The sequence below is a fragment of the Microbacterium phoenicis genome (assembly GCF_047302325.1).
Taxonomy (GTDB): Bacteria; Actinomycetota; Actinomycetes; order Actinomycetales; family Microbacteriaceae; genus Microbacterium.
Map to the genome: position 1 here is coordinate 777,655 of NZ_CP154849.1, position 15,190 is coordinate 792,844.

General features: G+C 70.0%; 15 protein-coding genes. 3 read left to right on the top strand and 12 right to left on the bottom strand.

The annotated features are described in order from the left end of the window. Positions 1-178 precede the first annotated feature (178 nt). Positions 179-820, top strand: coding sequence for a hypothetical protein (locus tag ABCU91_RS03805; RefSeq protein ID WP_413354857.1), 642 nt, complete (start codon positions 179-181; stop codon positions 818-820). Here the strand turns inward: ABCU91_RS03805 and ABCU91_RS03810 are convergent. The 8 genes from ABCU91_RS03810 to ABCU91_RS03845 all read right to left on the bottom strand — a co-directional run bounded on the left by ABCU91_RS03810 (position 748) and on the right by ABCU91_RS03845 (position 10,687). Further along, positions 748-1,938 carry a glycosyltransferase family 4 protein gene (locus tag ABCU91_RS03810; protein ID WP_413354858.1) on the bottom strand — a complete coding sequence of 397 codons (1,191 nt, stop codon included), beginning with the start codon at positions 1,936-1,938 and terminating at the stop codon, positions 748-750. The genes ABCU91_RS03805 and ABCU91_RS03810 overlap by 73 nt on opposite strands. After that, entirely contained in the window at positions 1,935-3,080 is a 1,146-nt protein-coding gene (locus ABCU91_RS03815; RefSeq protein ID WP_406922882.1) for a polysaccharide pyruvyl transferase family protein, read from the bottom strand. The genes ABCU91_RS03810 and ABCU91_RS03815 overlap by 4 nt, the downstream gene beginning before the upstream one ends. Before the next feature lies 1 nt (position 3,081). Beyond that, positions 3,082-4,515, bottom strand: coding sequence for a lipopolysaccharide biosynthesis protein (locus ABCU91_RS03820; RefSeq protein WP_406922881.1), 1,434 nt, complete (start codon positions 4,513-4,515; stop codon positions 3,082-3,084). Further along, positions 4,512-5,750, bottom strand: a complete 1,239-nt coding sequence (locus ABCU91_RS03825; protein ID WP_406922880.1) for a DUF1972 domain-containing protein — start codon at positions 5,748-5,750, stop codon at positions 4,512-4,514. Before ABCU91_RS03825 ends, ABCU91_RS03820 begins: the two co-directional genes overlap by 4 nt. After that, positions 5,750-7,282, bottom strand: a complete 1,533-nt coding sequence (locus ABCU91_RS03830) for a sugar transferase (protein WP_406922879.1) — start codon at positions 7,280-7,282, stop codon at positions 5,750-5,752. Before ABCU91_RS03830 ends, ABCU91_RS03825 begins: the two co-directional genes overlap by 1 nt. A 283-nt stretch (positions 7,283-7,565) precedes the next feature. Next, positions 7,566-9,254, bottom strand: a complete 1,689-nt coding sequence (locus ABCU91_RS03835; RefSeq protein WP_413354859.1) for an aldehyde dehydrogenase family protein — start codon at positions 9,252-9,254, stop codon at positions 7,566-7,568. A gap of 39 nt (positions 9,255-9,293) precedes the next feature. Next, positions 9,294-9,554, bottom strand: a complete 261-nt coding sequence (locus ABCU91_RS03840) for a glutaredoxin family protein (RefSeq protein WP_406922877.1) — start codon at positions 9,552-9,554, stop codon at positions 9,294-9,296. Beyond that, positions 9,554-10,687 (bottom strand): glycosyltransferase, encoded by a 1,134-nt coding sequence (locus ABCU91_RS03845; protein WP_413354860.1) that lies wholly within the window; start codon positions 10,685-10,687, stop codon positions 9,554-9,556. Before ABCU91_RS03845 ends, ABCU91_RS03840 begins: the two co-directional genes overlap by 1 nt. A 194-nt stretch (positions 10,688-10,881) precedes the next feature. Here ABCU91_RS03845 and ABCU91_RS03850 point away from each other — a divergent pair, with 194 nt between their 5' ends. Both ABCU91_RS03850 and ABCU91_RS03855 read left to right on the top strand, forming a co-directional pair. Continuing rightward, positions 10,882-11,664 carry a hypothetical protein gene (locus ABCU91_RS03850; protein ID WP_413354861.1) on the top strand — a complete coding sequence of 261 codons (783 nt, stop codon included), beginning with the start codon at positions 10,882-10,884 and terminating at the stop codon, positions 11,662-11,664. A gap of 65 nt (positions 11,665-11,729) precedes the next feature. Beyond that, complete coding sequence (locus ABCU91_RS03855) at positions 11,730-12,281, top strand: HdeD family acid-resistance protein (protein ID WP_413354862.1); 552 nt, start codon at positions 11,730-11,732, stop codon at positions 12,279-12,281. 16 nt (positions 12,282-12,297) lie between these two features. On the opposite strand, the gene ABCU91_RS03860 is transcribed toward ABCU91_RS03855, so the two are convergent. The 4 genes from ABCU91_RS03860 to ABCU91_RS03875 are packed head-to-tail and all read right to left on the bottom strand — an operon-like array spanning position 12,298 to position 15,188. Continuing rightward, on the bottom strand, positions 12,298-13,146 hold the full coding sequence (locus ABCU91_RS03860) for an NAD-dependent epimerase/dehydratase family protein (RefSeq protein WP_413355372.1): 849 nt from the start codon (positions 13,144-13,146) through the stop codon (positions 12,298-12,300). A 38-nt stretch (positions 13,147-13,184) separates the two neighbouring features. Then, entirely contained in the window at positions 13,185-13,514 is a 330-nt protein-coding gene (locus tag ABCU91_RS03865; RefSeq protein ID WP_413354863.1) for a hypothetical protein, read from the bottom strand. Then, entirely contained in the window at positions 13,514-13,921 is a 408-nt protein-coding gene (gene arr, locus ABCU91_RS03870; RefSeq protein ID WP_413354864.1) for an NAD(+)--rifampin ADP-ribosyltransferase, read from the bottom strand. Before arr ends, ABCU91_RS03865 begins: the two co-directional genes overlap by 1 nt. A 22-nt stretch (positions 13,922-13,943) precedes the next feature. Beyond that, positions 13,944-15,188, bottom strand: coding sequence for an alpha-hydroxy-acid oxidizing protein (locus ABCU91_RS03875; RefSeq protein ID WP_413354865.1), 1,245 nt, complete (start codon positions 15,186-15,188; stop codon positions 13,944-13,946). Between the last annotated feature and the right edge of the window lie 2 nt (positions 15,189-15,190).

Here is a 15,190-nt window from a genome sequence, read left to right on the forward strand (position 1 = left end):
GGGGCGTCGGGCAGCCGAAGCCCTGGATGGTGTCTATGCGCGAAGCTTCCGAGCCATCCGTACCGGACCGCGCCGGTCGGTCGGCGTCGTCGGGATCTACCGCGAAGCCGAGCCGATCCGTTCGGCCATCGATCAGCTCAGGGCCTCGCGTCACGACCTGACCGTCAACGTGGGCGCGATGGGTGACATCCCCGCCGGCATGGCGTCGGAGACGGGAGCCGACCACCTCACGGCCGGGAAGTTCCAGAACCTCAACGTCCTCGTGCGGGATCTTCCGGCGGTGGACTGGCTGGTGATCATCGACGACGACGTCGTCCTCCCCGCCGGTTTCCTCGACCTGGCGATCGAGGTGTGCGAGAGGCTCGATTTCGCCCTCGCTCAGCCGGCTCAGACGCGGTTCAGCAACGCGAACTGGATCGTCGCCAAGCGGCGGCTGCTGAGCGTCGCCCGGAGGACGCGTTTCGTCGAGATCGGGCCCGTCACCCTCATCCGTGCGGATGCGGCGGAACTGCTCCTGCCTTTCCCGGCCGACCTCCGATGGGGCTGGGGCCTGGATTTCCAGTGGGCGCACCTCATGGAGCACGCCGGTCTGCGCATGGGCGTCATCGACGCGGCGGCCGTCGTGCACGCGAGCCGCAAGGTCGCCAGCACGTACTCCTGGGATGCAGCGCAGGAAGAGGGGCGCGAGTACCTCCGCGGAGTGGATCATCTGCCGAACGACGTCGCGATGAGCCGTGGATTGCGTACCTACCGCGTCCTGCCTCGGCGCCGAGGTGCGTCCGCCCGCCTCGACCCGGAGCGCACGGCACGCTCGACATGACGGCGGACGGCTGCGCGGTACGACTCGGGTGCGTGCCGCCGCAGGGCCTCTGCGCGGCTGTCTTCGACGTCGGCGCGCACGGCCGACCATGATTCGGTGAGCGCCTGCAGCTGTTCCGAGATGGCCGCGGGCTCATCGACCGGAACCATGCGCGCGGTCGTGTAGCTGTCGGCCGCCTCGCGAAGTCCGCTGGTGTCGGCTACGACCACGGGCCGCAGCCCGAGGACGGCTTCGACGGCGGTGTTGCCGAACGGCTCGTCGATGCGTGACGGCACCACCACGACGTCCGTGTCCGCGACGAAGCTCCACACATCCGGCTGGAATCCGGCGAACGTCACCGACATGTGCTCCGGTGCGTTGTCAGCCTGCAGTCGCAACTGGTCGCCGAACCATTCGTATCCCGGGAAGGTGTCGCCCACGAGCGTGACGTCGACGGGCAGGCCGTCGCGGGCCAGCAGCGCGGCGGCGGAGAGCACGAGATCCGGGCCTTTCCGGGGTGACAGCCGTCCCATGTAGAGCACGCGCAGTGCGCCGTCCGGGTCGGCTCGAAGCGGTCGCGGGCTCGCGGGCCCGACGACTCCGTTGAGCACGACTTCAGCCCGCGATGCGAGGTTTGGGAGGACGTGTCGGATGGTCGCCTGGCTGAAGCGACTGTTCACCAGGACCTCGTCCGACAGGAGGTGCGGGATGTACAGGAGTCGGTTCAGCAGGGCGCTCCCCGATGCTTCCGCCTCATGCACGTGACTGATCACGGGGGTGCGTCGCAATCGCGCGATGAGGGGCCAGAGGGGAATGGTGATGGTGCTCACGTACACCGCGTCCGGGTGGACCCGGCTCAAGATGCGCCAGGCCGAACCGAGTCCACGGAACGTCTCCCCGATGAGACGCATCCACCCCGAGGGCCGCAGCAGCGCCTTCCGCAGTACGAGACCGGGCGCGATGACGACTTCCGCGCCGAGGGAACGGATCTCGTCGATGAGCGGACCGTTCGTGGGGATCGCGACGACGACCCGCGCGCCGCCGTCGATCAGCCCGGCGACGGATTCGCGGAACATCCGGTCTGATCCGAACAGTTCGGCGCCCGGGTGCGCAGCGAGGACCGTCCTGGGCGCGGTCACAGCACACCGGCCATCTCGAGCACGGACTCGAAAGCCTTGGTCGCCGCAGCCGCGTTCGGTGCGTGGTCGTGATCGGAGCGCTTCCCTCTGCGCGCGCGAACGGTGTCGGCGAGGTCCTCGTCGCTGACCTCCTCGACCTGGGGAGGGGTGGGGCAGGCAGAGAACGCTTCGGCTGTCTTCGGCACGCCCGGGGTCAGCACGGGCGTACCGAACGATCCGGCGACGATCGCGACGTGCATGCTCGTCGTGAACACGACCCCTGCGGATGCGAGGACGCACACGATCTCGTCCGCCTCCAGTCCGATGAGAGCCAGAGTCCCCGTCCGCTCAGCCGCGGCTGCGAGCGCGCGGTCCTCGCCTGAATGAGCACCGAGCGACAGGACGGCGATCGGCAACCCCGTCAAGGAGCGGAGCGCGGCCTCGACGCGGGCCTCCGGCCAGCCGTGGAATGCTGCCGCATGGAACACGACGAGCGGTTCGTCGACGCCGAGCCGCCTCCATACGATCTGACGACCGCGCTCTACGGATCGGGTCTGATCGGAGAGGGCCGGATGGGCGAAGACCATGTCGGGGGCGCGGACGATGCGTTCGGGGCTCACCCCGGCGGCCTCGAACTGACGGGCGGCGTGGGTCGTCCGTACCCAGACGCCCTTCAGGCGGCTCACCGCGGCGCGAGCCCGAGGGTCGTGCGCCATTCGGCGAGCGCCGACGGACACCAGCACGGTCGGCGCACCGGGCACCCAGTCCGCCTCGGGGAGCCAGACGCCCGGCCCGTTGAGGAAGTGCCTCCGGGCGAACAGCTCCGCCCGGAGGCGAAGCAGACGACCGTGGCGCTGGGCCTCCGGGATCGCCATGTGATCGAGGGCGACCGTGGTCGTGTCGAAACGGACGAGGTCCCCGCCGCCGACGAGCACAGCGGCCACCTTCGTCCGCCGGATCTCTCGGAGCGGCCGGATCGGCTCCCCGGCGAGGGTGGCGCCGGGGAGAGGCGCGAAGTGGGTGACATCAGCCTCGAGCCCGATCCGGCGCAGAAGATGGCTGGTGACGCCCGGATACAACCGATCGCCCCAGTTCGACACGGAGTAGTCGCCGACCTGCGCGAGCTTCACGGTCGTCGCGTGCGCCGACCGTTCTGTCACCACGTCACTGATGGTGTGCTCCTGACTCGGGGGCCTCGTCGGCGAGTGCAGCGCGGCGTGAGCGATGCCGGACGAAGAGGACGTTGGGGATGAGCTGGCACGCGACAACGGCGACGATCGAGCCGACGAGCGGGCCGGGAGCGCCCAGGCTCGGGGTGAGGCCGATCGTGAGCCCCAGGTTCACGGGCAGCAGCACGATCGCGCATGCGGCCTGGAAGGTGAGCCCGCGCGCATCGGTGAGCGCCATGCCGTAGGGCTGCTTGACCGCCTGGATGATGATGAAGACGCCACCGGCCACGAGGATGGGCCAGCCGAGTTCGATCCGGCCGCCCGACGCGAGGTCGGCGAGCCATCCCGCGAACACGAAGATCAGGGTGCCGCCGATGAGCGCGAGCGCCGCGAACATGCCCGCCATGGCGTGCGGAGAGAACGGCGTCGAGGTGCCCGCTGCCCGCGCGCGTGCGAAGACGGGCCACAGAGACATGCCCGCCGTGGCGAGGACCCCGAGCGCGGGCGTGAACATCTGCATCGCGAGGCTGTACTCGGTCAGGTCGTCGAGAGAGCCCAGATGGCTGAGAACGAGCCGGTCGGAGGACATGGCGATTGGGAGGGCGATCATCTGGACGAGCATCGGCCACGCGACATTGAAGACGCGCTCTCCGCGTACCCGAGGGTTGAGGCTCTCCCGAAGTGCGACGCCGATCGTGGGCGAGATGCGCCGCACGGCGATGACGAAGGCGATGGCGCTGATCAGGAAGGTGCTCGCGTACGACGCGACGGCGATGTACCCGCCGCCGGCGCCGGCCGAGATCGTCAGCCAGAGCACGACGAGCACGATCGGCGTCTGCAGCGCGCCGAGGAGGACCACGAGCGTGTTCAGACCGAGCGCGATCAGGATGCGCTGCCCGAAGGAGATGAGCAGGTTGAGCGCGAAGATCGCCAGACAGAGCGTCGCAGCGAGAGCACCTGATGCGAGGCTCAACCCCTCGCCGAGCAGCGTGTCCCAGTAGCCGAGAGCATAGATCGCCACCGCGACGGTGAGCAGGACGATCGCGCAACACGCAAGGAGGCGCATGCAGGAGATCAGGACACCGCGGAGCCCCGGGTCGGTCCGGGGGTCGCGCGCGGCGGAAGCCGCGTTGAGGATCGCCGCCGACAGTCCGAGGTCCGTGAACGGCAGGAGCGCTGCGATGCCGACGAGGAGCGTGTACTGGGCGTACGACGCCTCACCGTAGTTGTCGAGGATGAGCCGGGTGACGATGATGCCGAGGAACGCGCTCACCGGCATGACCATGAGCCGCGCGACCGCGCTGCCGCCGACCGATGCCAGCATCCCACGGCGGGTGGCGAGCCGCCGTTCGACGCCCGCGTCGACGTCCCCCGCGACATCGTCGATCGCGGGGGACTCGGAGGTCCGGATCGTGCCGGGTGCCGTCATTCGCCGCTCCGGGCCGCGCTCGCGCGCCGCCGAGCCCGTCGCCCGAGCTGGTGCATGGACTGCCGCCGAGCGAGGCGCCCGGCCAGATCCTCATAGGCGGTCGCCACGTCGTCCCAGCGGAAGGCCGTCGCGGCGCGGTCGCGGCCGTGCAGGCCGAGCGTGCCCGCAAGGGCTGCGTCGCGGTCGAGCGCCTCGACCCCGCGCGTCAGCTCGGCGGCATCCGCGAAGAACAGTCCGTGCTCGTCGAGGGTCTCGTGGTTGAAGCCCACGTCGTAGGCGAGGGTCGCCGTGCCGGCGCCCATCGCCCGCAGGAGCGAGGGATTCGTGCCGCCGACGGAGTGTCCGTGGACGTATGAGAGCGCGTGGAAGTAGAGGGCGTCGAGCAGGTCCTGGTCGTACACCCCACCGAGGAAGCGGATGCGAGGGTCATCTCCCGCGGCGGCTCGAATCCGCTCCGTGTACTCGGCGGCGTACGGTGCCGAGCCGACGACGACCAGCGGCTTCGTGGCCGAGCTGGCGCGGTACCCCTCGACGATCTCGAGCACGTGATTCTCGGGTTCGAACCGCGCGACGACCAGGTGGTATCCGTGGGGTGCGAGGTCGAAGGCACGGATGCCGTCGGCCGGGGCGCTCTCCAGGATCGGCGCGCCGTACCGGATGAGCTCGGTCGGGACGCCGAACTCCCGGTCGTAGTATTCCCCGATGCCGGGGGCGTCTGCGATGAGCGCGTCGGCGGTCCGCACGCCGAACTCCTCCGCCCAGCGGTAGTAGGCCTTGCCGCGCCGGCCCCACTTCGACCGTTTCCACTCGAGACCGTCCATGTGGAGGGCGGTCGGGATGCCGCGGGCACGCAGCACCGGCAGGAACGGCGAGTTGGCCGCGTTGAACACGAAGGCGGCGTCGGGTCGGCGACGGAGCACCGCATGGACCGCCGACAGCCCGGTGTGGCTCAGGGTTTCGAGCTGCTTCACCGGGACCGCGGGCAGGTGGACGATCTTCATGCCGAGGTACTCGCGCTCGCGGCTCTCGGAGCCGCGCGTGTAGACCGTGATCTCGTGGCCGCGCTCGACGAGCCGGCGCCCGATCTCCTCGACCGCCGTCTCGAAACCGCCGTAGCAGGCCGGGACGCCCCGGGTGCCGATCATCGCGATGTGGAGCGTCCGGGTCGCGCGGCCGTGCGATCCGGCACGAAATCCCTCGGTCGTGACGATGCTCCGCGGTGAATCGATGACCATCAGTACGCCCCCTGCGGTGTGATCATGACCTTCGCCGTCCGCCACATGAGGACGAGATCGGTCATGACGGTCCAGTTCTCGACGTAGCGGAGGTCCAGACGGACGCTCTCCTCCCAGGAGAGGTCGCTGCGCCCGCCCACCTGCCACGGTCCGGTGATGCCCGGCTTGATGTAGAGCCGACGGAAGACGGTGCCGTCGTATGCGGTCACCTCTGCCGGCAGCGGCGGACGCGGGCCCACCACGCTCATGTCGCCGCGCAGCACGTTCCAGAACTGCGGCACCTCGTCGAGCGAGAATTTGCGCAGGACCTGACCGACTCGCGTGACCCTGGGGTCGCGCTTCAGCTTGAACAGCGGGCCCGAGCCCTCGTTCTGCTCGAGGAGCGCGGCGAGCTGTGCCTCGGCATCTACTCTCATTGTGCGGAATTTGAGCATCGCGAACTCGTGGCCGTCGCGGCCGACGCGGGACTGACGGAAGAACACCGGCCCGCCATCGTTCGTCTTGATGGCGAGGGCGATGGCCAGCGCGACCGGCGCGAAGGCGAGCAGGGCGGCGGACGATACCAGGATGTCCAGCGCCCGCTTGACGTAATAGGACGCACCCTCAAAGGTCGGGATCTTGACGTGAATGAGGGGCATGCCCTCGACCGGACGCAGCGACATGCGCGGTCCGGCTACATCTGCGAGACGGCTCGAGATGACCAGCTCGGCTGCGGTGCCCTCGAGCGACCAGGAGAGTCGCTTGACGTACGTCGGATCGCCAGCGGGCTGGCTGGCGACGACGATCGTGTCGCTGCCATAGATCTCCGCTGCGCGGAGCACTGCATCCTCGCCGTGCAGGACGGGGTAGTCCACGCCGTCGACCCGCACGCACTCATTCGAGTCCTCGAGGAGCGCAACGCCGACCACGAGATACCCGAGCTGTCCGGCGGGGCCGAGGGTGCGGATCGCGTACTCGACATCGTCCCGCGAGCCCACGACAACGGTGCGTGAAGCGAAGCGACCGTCGGCGCGCTGCGCGATGAGCCACCGCCGCCACGCCCAGCGTGACATCAGGAGGGCAAGGGTGCCGAGGGGGAGTGCTGTGAAGAGCTGGGCGCGAATGCCGTCCCACTCGAACACCACGAACAGGATGGCGAGCAGTCCGAACGCGAGCCCGGTGGCATGGGCGACGCGGGCGTACTCGGCCGCGCCAGAACCGATGACGCTTGCGGACCGCGTGTTGAAGAGGAGGAGCGCCGCGAGCCAGAGAGTCCCGGTTGCGACGGCGATGGCCGCGGCGCTGTAGGGGACGCCACCCGTGGTTTCGGTGGACGTCACCGGCAGGGATGCCGCAGTCGCGAAGGCGCACGCCAGTGCGACGATGGCCGTGTCGCTGGTCCGCAGACGGACGCGGAAGCGGCGCTCCCACTGCTGCCGGCTGACCAGCGCAGCGGATGCGCGAGGCGCGGCACCGGCCAGGTCGCGTACCGCGGTCAGCGGCCCGAGCCCCGACAAGGTGAAAGAGGGCGACAGGCCCTCGACTGCGCTCACCGAGCGCCCCCACAGACGATGGACAGCCGCCGCATCATGCCCCCAAGCACTGTGCGTTCTGCACCCGCCCCCAAGGCGGATACATGTTTCCCCGAATGGAGCGTCGCGATCCCCCAAAGATCTCCGCACGACCCCCCGGCCGCGCGATCCGCTCGAGGGCAACTGTAGCGCCCGCCGGGTCGTCGTGCGAGCACACGACGTTAACTCGATGTAAACCGGCGTTCATCTCGACGGATGCCGGGTTCGGCCACCCGTCGCCTGATCGCTGGGCCGCGTGGTCGCGTCAGGCGCCGAAGGCGCGGAGCGACGTCGCGACGAGGGGGCGGATGCGGCCGCCGATCCGGAACCGGGCGAAGCCCTCCGACACGGCGCGTCCGGTGCGCGAGGTGACGAACCACGGCGGTTTCGGCAGCACCGAGAACCGGCCGCCCGTCAGGGAGCGCGGAAAGGGGCGGAACGGCCCGCGCACGACGGTGCGCTCGACGCCGTCGAGCAGCAGTGCGTTGTGGACGATCCCGATGCCGCTCGGCGCGTCGTCCACCGTGCCGCCGGGGAACGCGCCCCACGTGGCGGTCGGTGTGAGGAATCCGAAGGCGGTCCACGCGTTGACCGCGACCGTGCCGTATCGCAGGCGTGCGAGGGATGCCTCGAACCCGGCACCCAGCTCGCGCAGGGTGACCGGGTCGACGAGGACGTTGGCGCCGAGCGTGCCGGTCAGCCGCTCGTTCGCGTGGTCGATGGCGGCGTCGACGAAGGCCGAACCGGTGCCGGGCAGGTCGATGATCCCGAGCACGGGCGCGAAGTACTCCGTCGACTCGATCTCTCCGCCGCCCGCGGCGATCGCCCGCGTCCCTCCCGCGAACCATTCGGCGCCGGGATAGGCCTCGCGCACGTGCTCCAATCGAGCAGTTGCGTTCGGGTACCAGACCGGGCGCTTCGGCGTCCGCGCGAAGGCGCGGCGCAGTTCGCGCTCGAAGTCCTCGCGCTGATCCCAATCGCGGCTGAGCAGGACGACCTGCCCGGCGATGCAGTTGTGCCCGCTGTTGTGCAGCCGCATCGTGGCGACGTGCTCGGCCTGGAACCTCAGGTCGGCCTTCGACCACCGCCCCGGCACCACGATGATCGGCGACACCCCGCCGAGCTCCGCGGTGATCGGCACACGCAACCGGTCTTCACCCGACCCGACGATGGCGCGGAAGGTTGTCTCGGACCCCGTGATGTGCACGTGGTCGACCTCGCGGTGACGCGTCAGGTACCCACCGACATCGCCGCCTCCGCTTGCGACCGCGGCGAAGCCGGCCTCGATGAGGGGCGCGAACGCCCTCTCGAACACCGGGACGAGGGCGTCCTGCGTCGGGTTCACCTTCAGCAGTGCGACGCGCCCCTCGGCGAGCAGCTCGTACAGGACGTCGAGGAACGGGATCGAGGTCACGTTCCCCGCGCCGAGGACGAGCCCCACCCCGGTGCTGCGGAGCGGATGCCTCGAGCCGAGGCCCGCGGCATCCCGAGCCTCATGCGACGTGATCCCCGGCTGCAACCAGACCTCGGTCGTGTAGCCCGAGAGGAGGATCCGGTCCGAGAACCGCAGGGGCGAGGTGTGGACGACGGTGCGGCCGCCGGGGGCGGTGCCGGTGCGGATGCCACCGAGCGGACTGCGGCCCCGGGCGAGGGCGTCGAGCGTGTCGGCGTACGCGTCGAGGGCGACGATCGCCGCGTAGGGACCGGCCAGCCACTCCTCTCCGGCGAGCGGATGCCGTGCGCTCAGTCCCTTGCTCGCCGCGGCGATCCGCGCCCAGTCGTCGGCGGCATCGGCGACCGCGACACGGACGCGCCGGAGCAGATCACGCCGGTCTGCGGCCGCGAGCGCAGTCCACTCGGCCGCGCCCGCGCGGAGCCGCGTGAGGGCGGCATCGAGCGGGGCGCGGGTCTCGGGCGAGAGCTCCTGCGGCGTGGCCGGTGACGTCGTCGTCATCGTCGCTGGGCGATGGGCGATGGGCGAGGGGCGATGGGCTCAGATGAGCGACAGCTCGCGGAGCTTCGCCGCGACGTCGTCGTTGCTGGGCTCCACGTGGTGGCTCGCGTCGGGGTAGACGACGACGGGGATGTTGGTGCGCCCGGAGATCTCACGGGCGACGTCGGCGGCGTCGGGCTCGGCTTCGAGATCGATGTAGCGGTAGTCGACTCCGAGGCTGTCGAGCTGCGCCTTCGTGCGGCGGCAGTCGCGGCACCAGTCGGCGCCGAACATCGTGATCTGAGCGGACGTGTCGGTCATCACTCCAGGGTACGCCCGCCCGCTGCGGCGGGCGCGGATTCCTGGGTCGCGACGGCCCGTCCCGGCCGCCGCGGCGCATAGACCACGAGGGCGTGGAAGACGAAGCGCAGCACGAACGCCGCGATGAGGGTGAGCGCGGCCGCGAGGACGGCCGGGATGTGGGCGCCTTCGACGAGGACCGACAGGACCGGGATGCGGATGATCGCTTCGAGCCCGTTGAAGGTGAACGACTTCACGAACCGGGTGAGCATGCGCCCGGATTCGGAGCGCATGTCGGCGAAGACCAGGTACTCCAGCAGCAGGAAGTTCGTGACGATCGTGATGACGCTCGCGATGATCGCGGCGGGAACGTAGTCCATCCCCAACCGGATCAGGCCCCACATGATGACGAGGTTGGCGATGGCGCCGAACCCGCCGACGAGGGCGAAGGCAGACATCCGGCCGAAGCGCAGCATCGCGAGCTGCGTCAGGAAGCGCACGCCCTGGGTGAAGGTCGCCTTGGACGTCCCGGCATGACGCGAGGCGAAGTCGAAGGGCACCTCGTCGACGCGCAGCTGGCGTCGGGCGAGGACCTCGAGCAGGATCTTGAAGCCGCGGGGTCGGAGTGCCTCCACGTCGACGGCCTGGGTGTCGACGAGGAAGAAGCCGGTCATCGGGTCGGAGCAGTTGGCCAGCTTGCGGGGGAACATCGCCTTGGTCAGCGCGGTCGACGCGCGCGACACGGCGGTGCGGGTCGCGTCGGCGAGGCCTTTCGAGGTCCCGCCCGACGCGTAGCGCGACGCGATGACGACGTCCACGTCGCCCCGATCGGCGCGTTCGATCAATCGCGGGATGTCCTCGGGCGGATGCTGCAGGTCGCCGTCCATGACGAGGCACCACCGCGAGCCGGCGGCCTGGAACCCCGCGACGACCGCGCCGCCGAGGCCCGCGACGGGGTCCTCGCGATGGATCAGTCGCACCGGGAAGCCGGCGTGCGGCGCGGCGGCGGCGATGATCTCGGGGGTGTCGTCGGTCGAGTCGTCGACGAAGACGACCTCGAACACGCGTCCCTCGAGGGCGTCGCCGATGCGCCGCAACAGCTCGTCGACGTTCGGACCCTCGTTGAAGGTCGGAACGATGATCGACAGATCCATGGCGGGGCTCGCGATGCTCGGCGGCGGGCACGGGGGACGTCTCAGCCTAGCCGGGCGGGCGCGAGGTGAACTGAGGATGTCCCCGGCGAACGTTCTGGGTCCGCTGACGACGGCCGACCGGCGTCTGGTAGACAGAAGGGATGGTCTGGGGGGATGCCGGGGCGCCGCGTGGACGCCGGGTTCTGAGGGGCGCCGTGCTCACTGCGGCGGCCGCCGCGATGCTGACGGGATGCGCCACGACCTCCGTCGAGGTCTCGGGTGGTGTGCCTCCGACCGAGGACGCCGTTGTCGCGGCACCGGCACCGGTACCCACCCCCTCACCCTCGTCAGAGCCCTCGGTCGTGCTGGGCGAGGAGGTGCTCTCGGGCGCCGGTCCACGCACGGAGGAGCGACTCGACCTCTCCGTCCCGTCGGGGACGCAGTCGGTCCACATCGATCTGACGTGCGACCCCGGTGAGCGCTTCACCGCCGAGCTCGGCGACGCCATGATGCTCGGGCAGGCGATGCTCTCCGGAGCCTGCGAGGACGCGCGCACCCTCGCCTGGCCGTGGACGGAGAGCTCCTCGCACCTCGCCCTCTGGGTCGAGCCGAACGTGGAGTGGACGGCATCCGTCACGTACTCGAGCGAGACGTTCGAGCAGGATGCTGCGCTCACGCAGGAGTGCGAGGCGTTCTCCGGCGTCATCAGCCAGGTGCAGAACGCCGACGACGGCTTCGGGTTCTACGCCGCGTTCGGCGCGGACGAGTGGGAGCGCCGGATGGACGCGGCGACGGGCGACGCCGTGACGCTCGCAGCCTCCTCGACGACGACGCTCGCCCCTCACCTCGAGGCGATGCACTCGGTGCTGGCCGGGCGCTCGCCGCTTCCCGGAGGCATGAGCGAGGTGCAGGAGTACTGGCGGGCGCATCAGCCGATCTCCGACATCTGCGCGTGGAACCACAGTGAGGTCTACGTCACTGCCGAATTCGGCGGCTGAGCAGGGCCTTGTCCGCCCGGATGCCGCGGCGATAACCTGGCCGCATCCGGCGAGGGGAGCGCGAGATGAGCACGCAGCAATCGGCACGGACGGTGGTCGGCGCCATCCGCGGGGCACTGCTGATCGGCGGCGTACTGGCCGTCGTGGTCGGCATCCTGATCCTGCTCTGGCCCGGTAAGACCGCGATGGTCGTCGCCGGGATCATCGCGGCGTGGGCGGTGATCGCCGGCGTCGTGAACATCGCCCTCGGAGTCCTGTCACGGTCCGCCGGAGCCTGGTCGCGCGTCGGGCACATCGTGCTCGGACTGATCTTCCTGATCGCGGGCATCGTCGCGTTCTCGAACCTCGGACTCGCCGCCGGGACGCTGGCGACGTTCGTGGGCGCGCTCGTCGGCATCCTGTGGATCGTCGAAGGGGTCGTTTCGCTGACGACCCTCGGCGGCACGCGATCGCGCGGGTGGACCATCGCCTTCGCGGTGCTGAGCATCGTCGCGGGCGTCCTCATCCTGTTCGCGCCGGTCTGGGGTGCGCTGGTCCTCTGGGTGTGGCTGGGGATCTCCCTCATCCTCCTGGGAGCGATCCAGATCGTCCGCGCGACCCGACTGCGCACCCGCTGACCGGGCGGCTGGGCGCTCAGCCCACGGAGTCGCGCCACGAGTGCTGCGGCCGATAGCCGAGCACGCGCTGCGCCTTCGCGGTCGAGAACAGCGAGTCGTTCACTCCGAGGTCGCCGCGGAGCTCGACTCCGGGGAACACCTCCGCGACCAGCTCGTCGTTCGGGCGGCTCATGACGGTGTCCGCCGCCGCGATGAGGAAGTGGTCGAAGCCGGGGCCGGCGACCTCGAGCGCGCGTTCGATGGCCTGCGATCCGTCGCGGGCGTCGATGTAGCTCCACAGGTTCCACTTGCGCTGCCGCGCGTCGGCGTCGAAAGAGGGGAACTCCACGTAGTCCTCGGGCCACATGACGTTCGAGAAACGGAGGGCGGTGATGGATGCCTCGGGGTACCACCGGGTCAGCTCGATCGCCATCTGCTCCTCGAGGTGCTTCACGAGGGAGTAGACCGATTCGGGACGGGCCGGGTAGTCCTCGTCGACCGGGATGTAGGGCGGCGGTGTCTCGAACGGCAGTCCCTGCACTGTCTCGCTCGAGGCGTACACGATCTTCGTGATCCCGAGGCGGAGCGCGGCCCAGAACACGTTGAACGTGGTCGTGATGTTGTTGTGGAAGGTCGCGACGTCGGGGCGGATGCCGGGGGCCGGGATCGCGGCGAGGTGGACGAGGGCGTCGATGCCGTCGTGCTGATCGCCGACTCCCGTGAGCGCGTCGACGACCTGTCCGTGGTCGGTGAGGTCGATCTGCACGAAACCCGGACCGCGGGTGCCGTGCTGGTCGAAGCCGATCACCTCGTGACCCGCGGCGGTCAGCTCGCGGACGACGACGGACCCGAGTTTTCCGGACGAACCGGTGACGGCGATGCGCATCCCGTCAGCATGGCACGCGTGCCAGGCAGCGAGGGCCGTCACCACCCGTGGGTGTTGAGCCATTCCCGACGACGGGATGCCTCGGCATCCGTCTCGTCCTCGTCCGAGGTCGCGTGCTCGGCGAGCAGGCCGCCCTCGAGCGGGACGAAGCGATGGCAGACGGGGCACAGGGCACAGCCGTGCGGCCACCCGTCCGCGAGCGTGGCGGCGGAAGAGCCCGGCTCGCCGGACCCGGGACAGCGGGAGGGGTCGGCAGCGGCATCCGTCCACATGATCGTGCGGTGGCGGTGCAGACCGGGGTGGTCGAGGGGGCGCGTGCAGCGGCGACCGGCGCTGCGACTGCGGCAGAAGCGGACGACGTCGCTCATCAGTTGATGATCTCGCCGCCGGACTCCTCGATCGCGGCGATGCGGCGCTTCCAGTCCGCGAGTGCCTCGGGGGCCAGGCGCGGCCACCCGGTCTCCTCGGCGACGACGCGGAGCGGGTCGGCGCTGCGGTACGACCGGGTGGGGTTGCCGGGGAATTTCCTGTCGGTCACGTTCGGGTCGTCCTCGAATGGACCGGTCGGCTCGACGCGGTACACGCGCGGCTCGCCGTCGCCGGCGGCGAGCTCGGCCGCGAGGCCGGCGGGGTCGCGGAGCGCCGTGAAGTAGATGTGGTTCATCACGATCGACGGCCGGTAGTTCGAGGTGCGTCCCGCGGTCAGCAGATCGCCGATCTGCAGATCGGCCTTCGTGCCGTGGAAGAAGGGTCCGCTCTCGTTCGCTGCGCTCACCGCGCCAGGCTAACGCGCAGACTCAGGCGTCGGAACGGGGCATCGGCGCGAGGCGCGTGAGCTGCGTGATGTGCCGTGGCTCGAGCTCGGCGATCGAGGCGACGCCGAGCAGCTTCATCGTGCGCTCGATCTCGCTGCGGAGGATCTCGATCGTCTTGTCGACGCCCGCACGCCCGCCGGCCATGAGGCCGTAGAGGTACGCGCGGCCGATGAGGGTGAACTTCGCGCCGAGCGCCATCGCGGCGACGATGTCGGCGCCGTTCATGATGCCGGTGTCGACCATGATCGTCGCGTCCTTGCCGACCTCGCGCACCACAGTGGGCAGGAGGTGGAAGGGGATCGGAGCCCGATCGAGCTGACGCCCGCCGTGGTTCGACAGGATGATGCCGTCGACGCCGTGGTCGATGAGGCGCTTCGAGTCCTCGACGTTCTGGACGCCCTTGATGACGATCTTGCCGGGCCAGATCTCGCGGATGACCTTCAGGTCCTCGTAGCTGATCGTCGGGTCCATCGCGGCGTTCAGCAGATCGCCGACGGTGCCGCCGGTGGCCGACAGCGACGCGAACTCGAGCTTCGGGGTGGTGAGGAAGTCGATCCACCACCAGGGGCGGGGGATCGCGTTGACGATCGTGCCGAGGGTCAGCTGCGGCGGGATCGAGAACCCGTTGCGCTTGTCGCGCAGGCGCGCACCGGCGACGGGGGTGTCGACGGTGAACTGCAGGGTGTCGAACCCGGCCTCCGCGGCGCGCTTCGCGAGGGCGTACGAGATCTCGCGGTCGCGCATCACGTACAGCTGGAACCAGTTGCGCCCGTGCGGGTTCGCCGCTTTCACGCCCTCGATCGACGTCGTGCCGAGGGTCGAGAGGGTGAACGGGATGCCGGCGGTCCCCGCCGCACCCGCGCCGGCGACCTCGCCCTCGGTCTGCATGAGCCGGGTGAAGCCGGTCGGTGCGATGCCGAAGGGGAGCGCCGACGGGCCGCCGAGGATCTCGACGGAGGTGTCGACGTCGGCGGCGGGTCGGAGCACGTCGGGGTGGAACTCGACGTCCTCGAAGGCCTGACGGGCGCGCGCGAGCGAGGTCTCGCCTTCCGCAGCGCCGTCGGTGTAGTCGAACGCGGCCTTCGGGGTGCGGCGCTTCGCGATCTTCCGCAGGTCGGAGATCGTGTACGCGGCATCCAGCCGTCGCTTCGTGCCGTTCAGCTCGGGCTTCTTGAACTGCATGAGCTCGAGCAGCTCGACCGGCTTCGGGAATTGACGCTGCACCATGG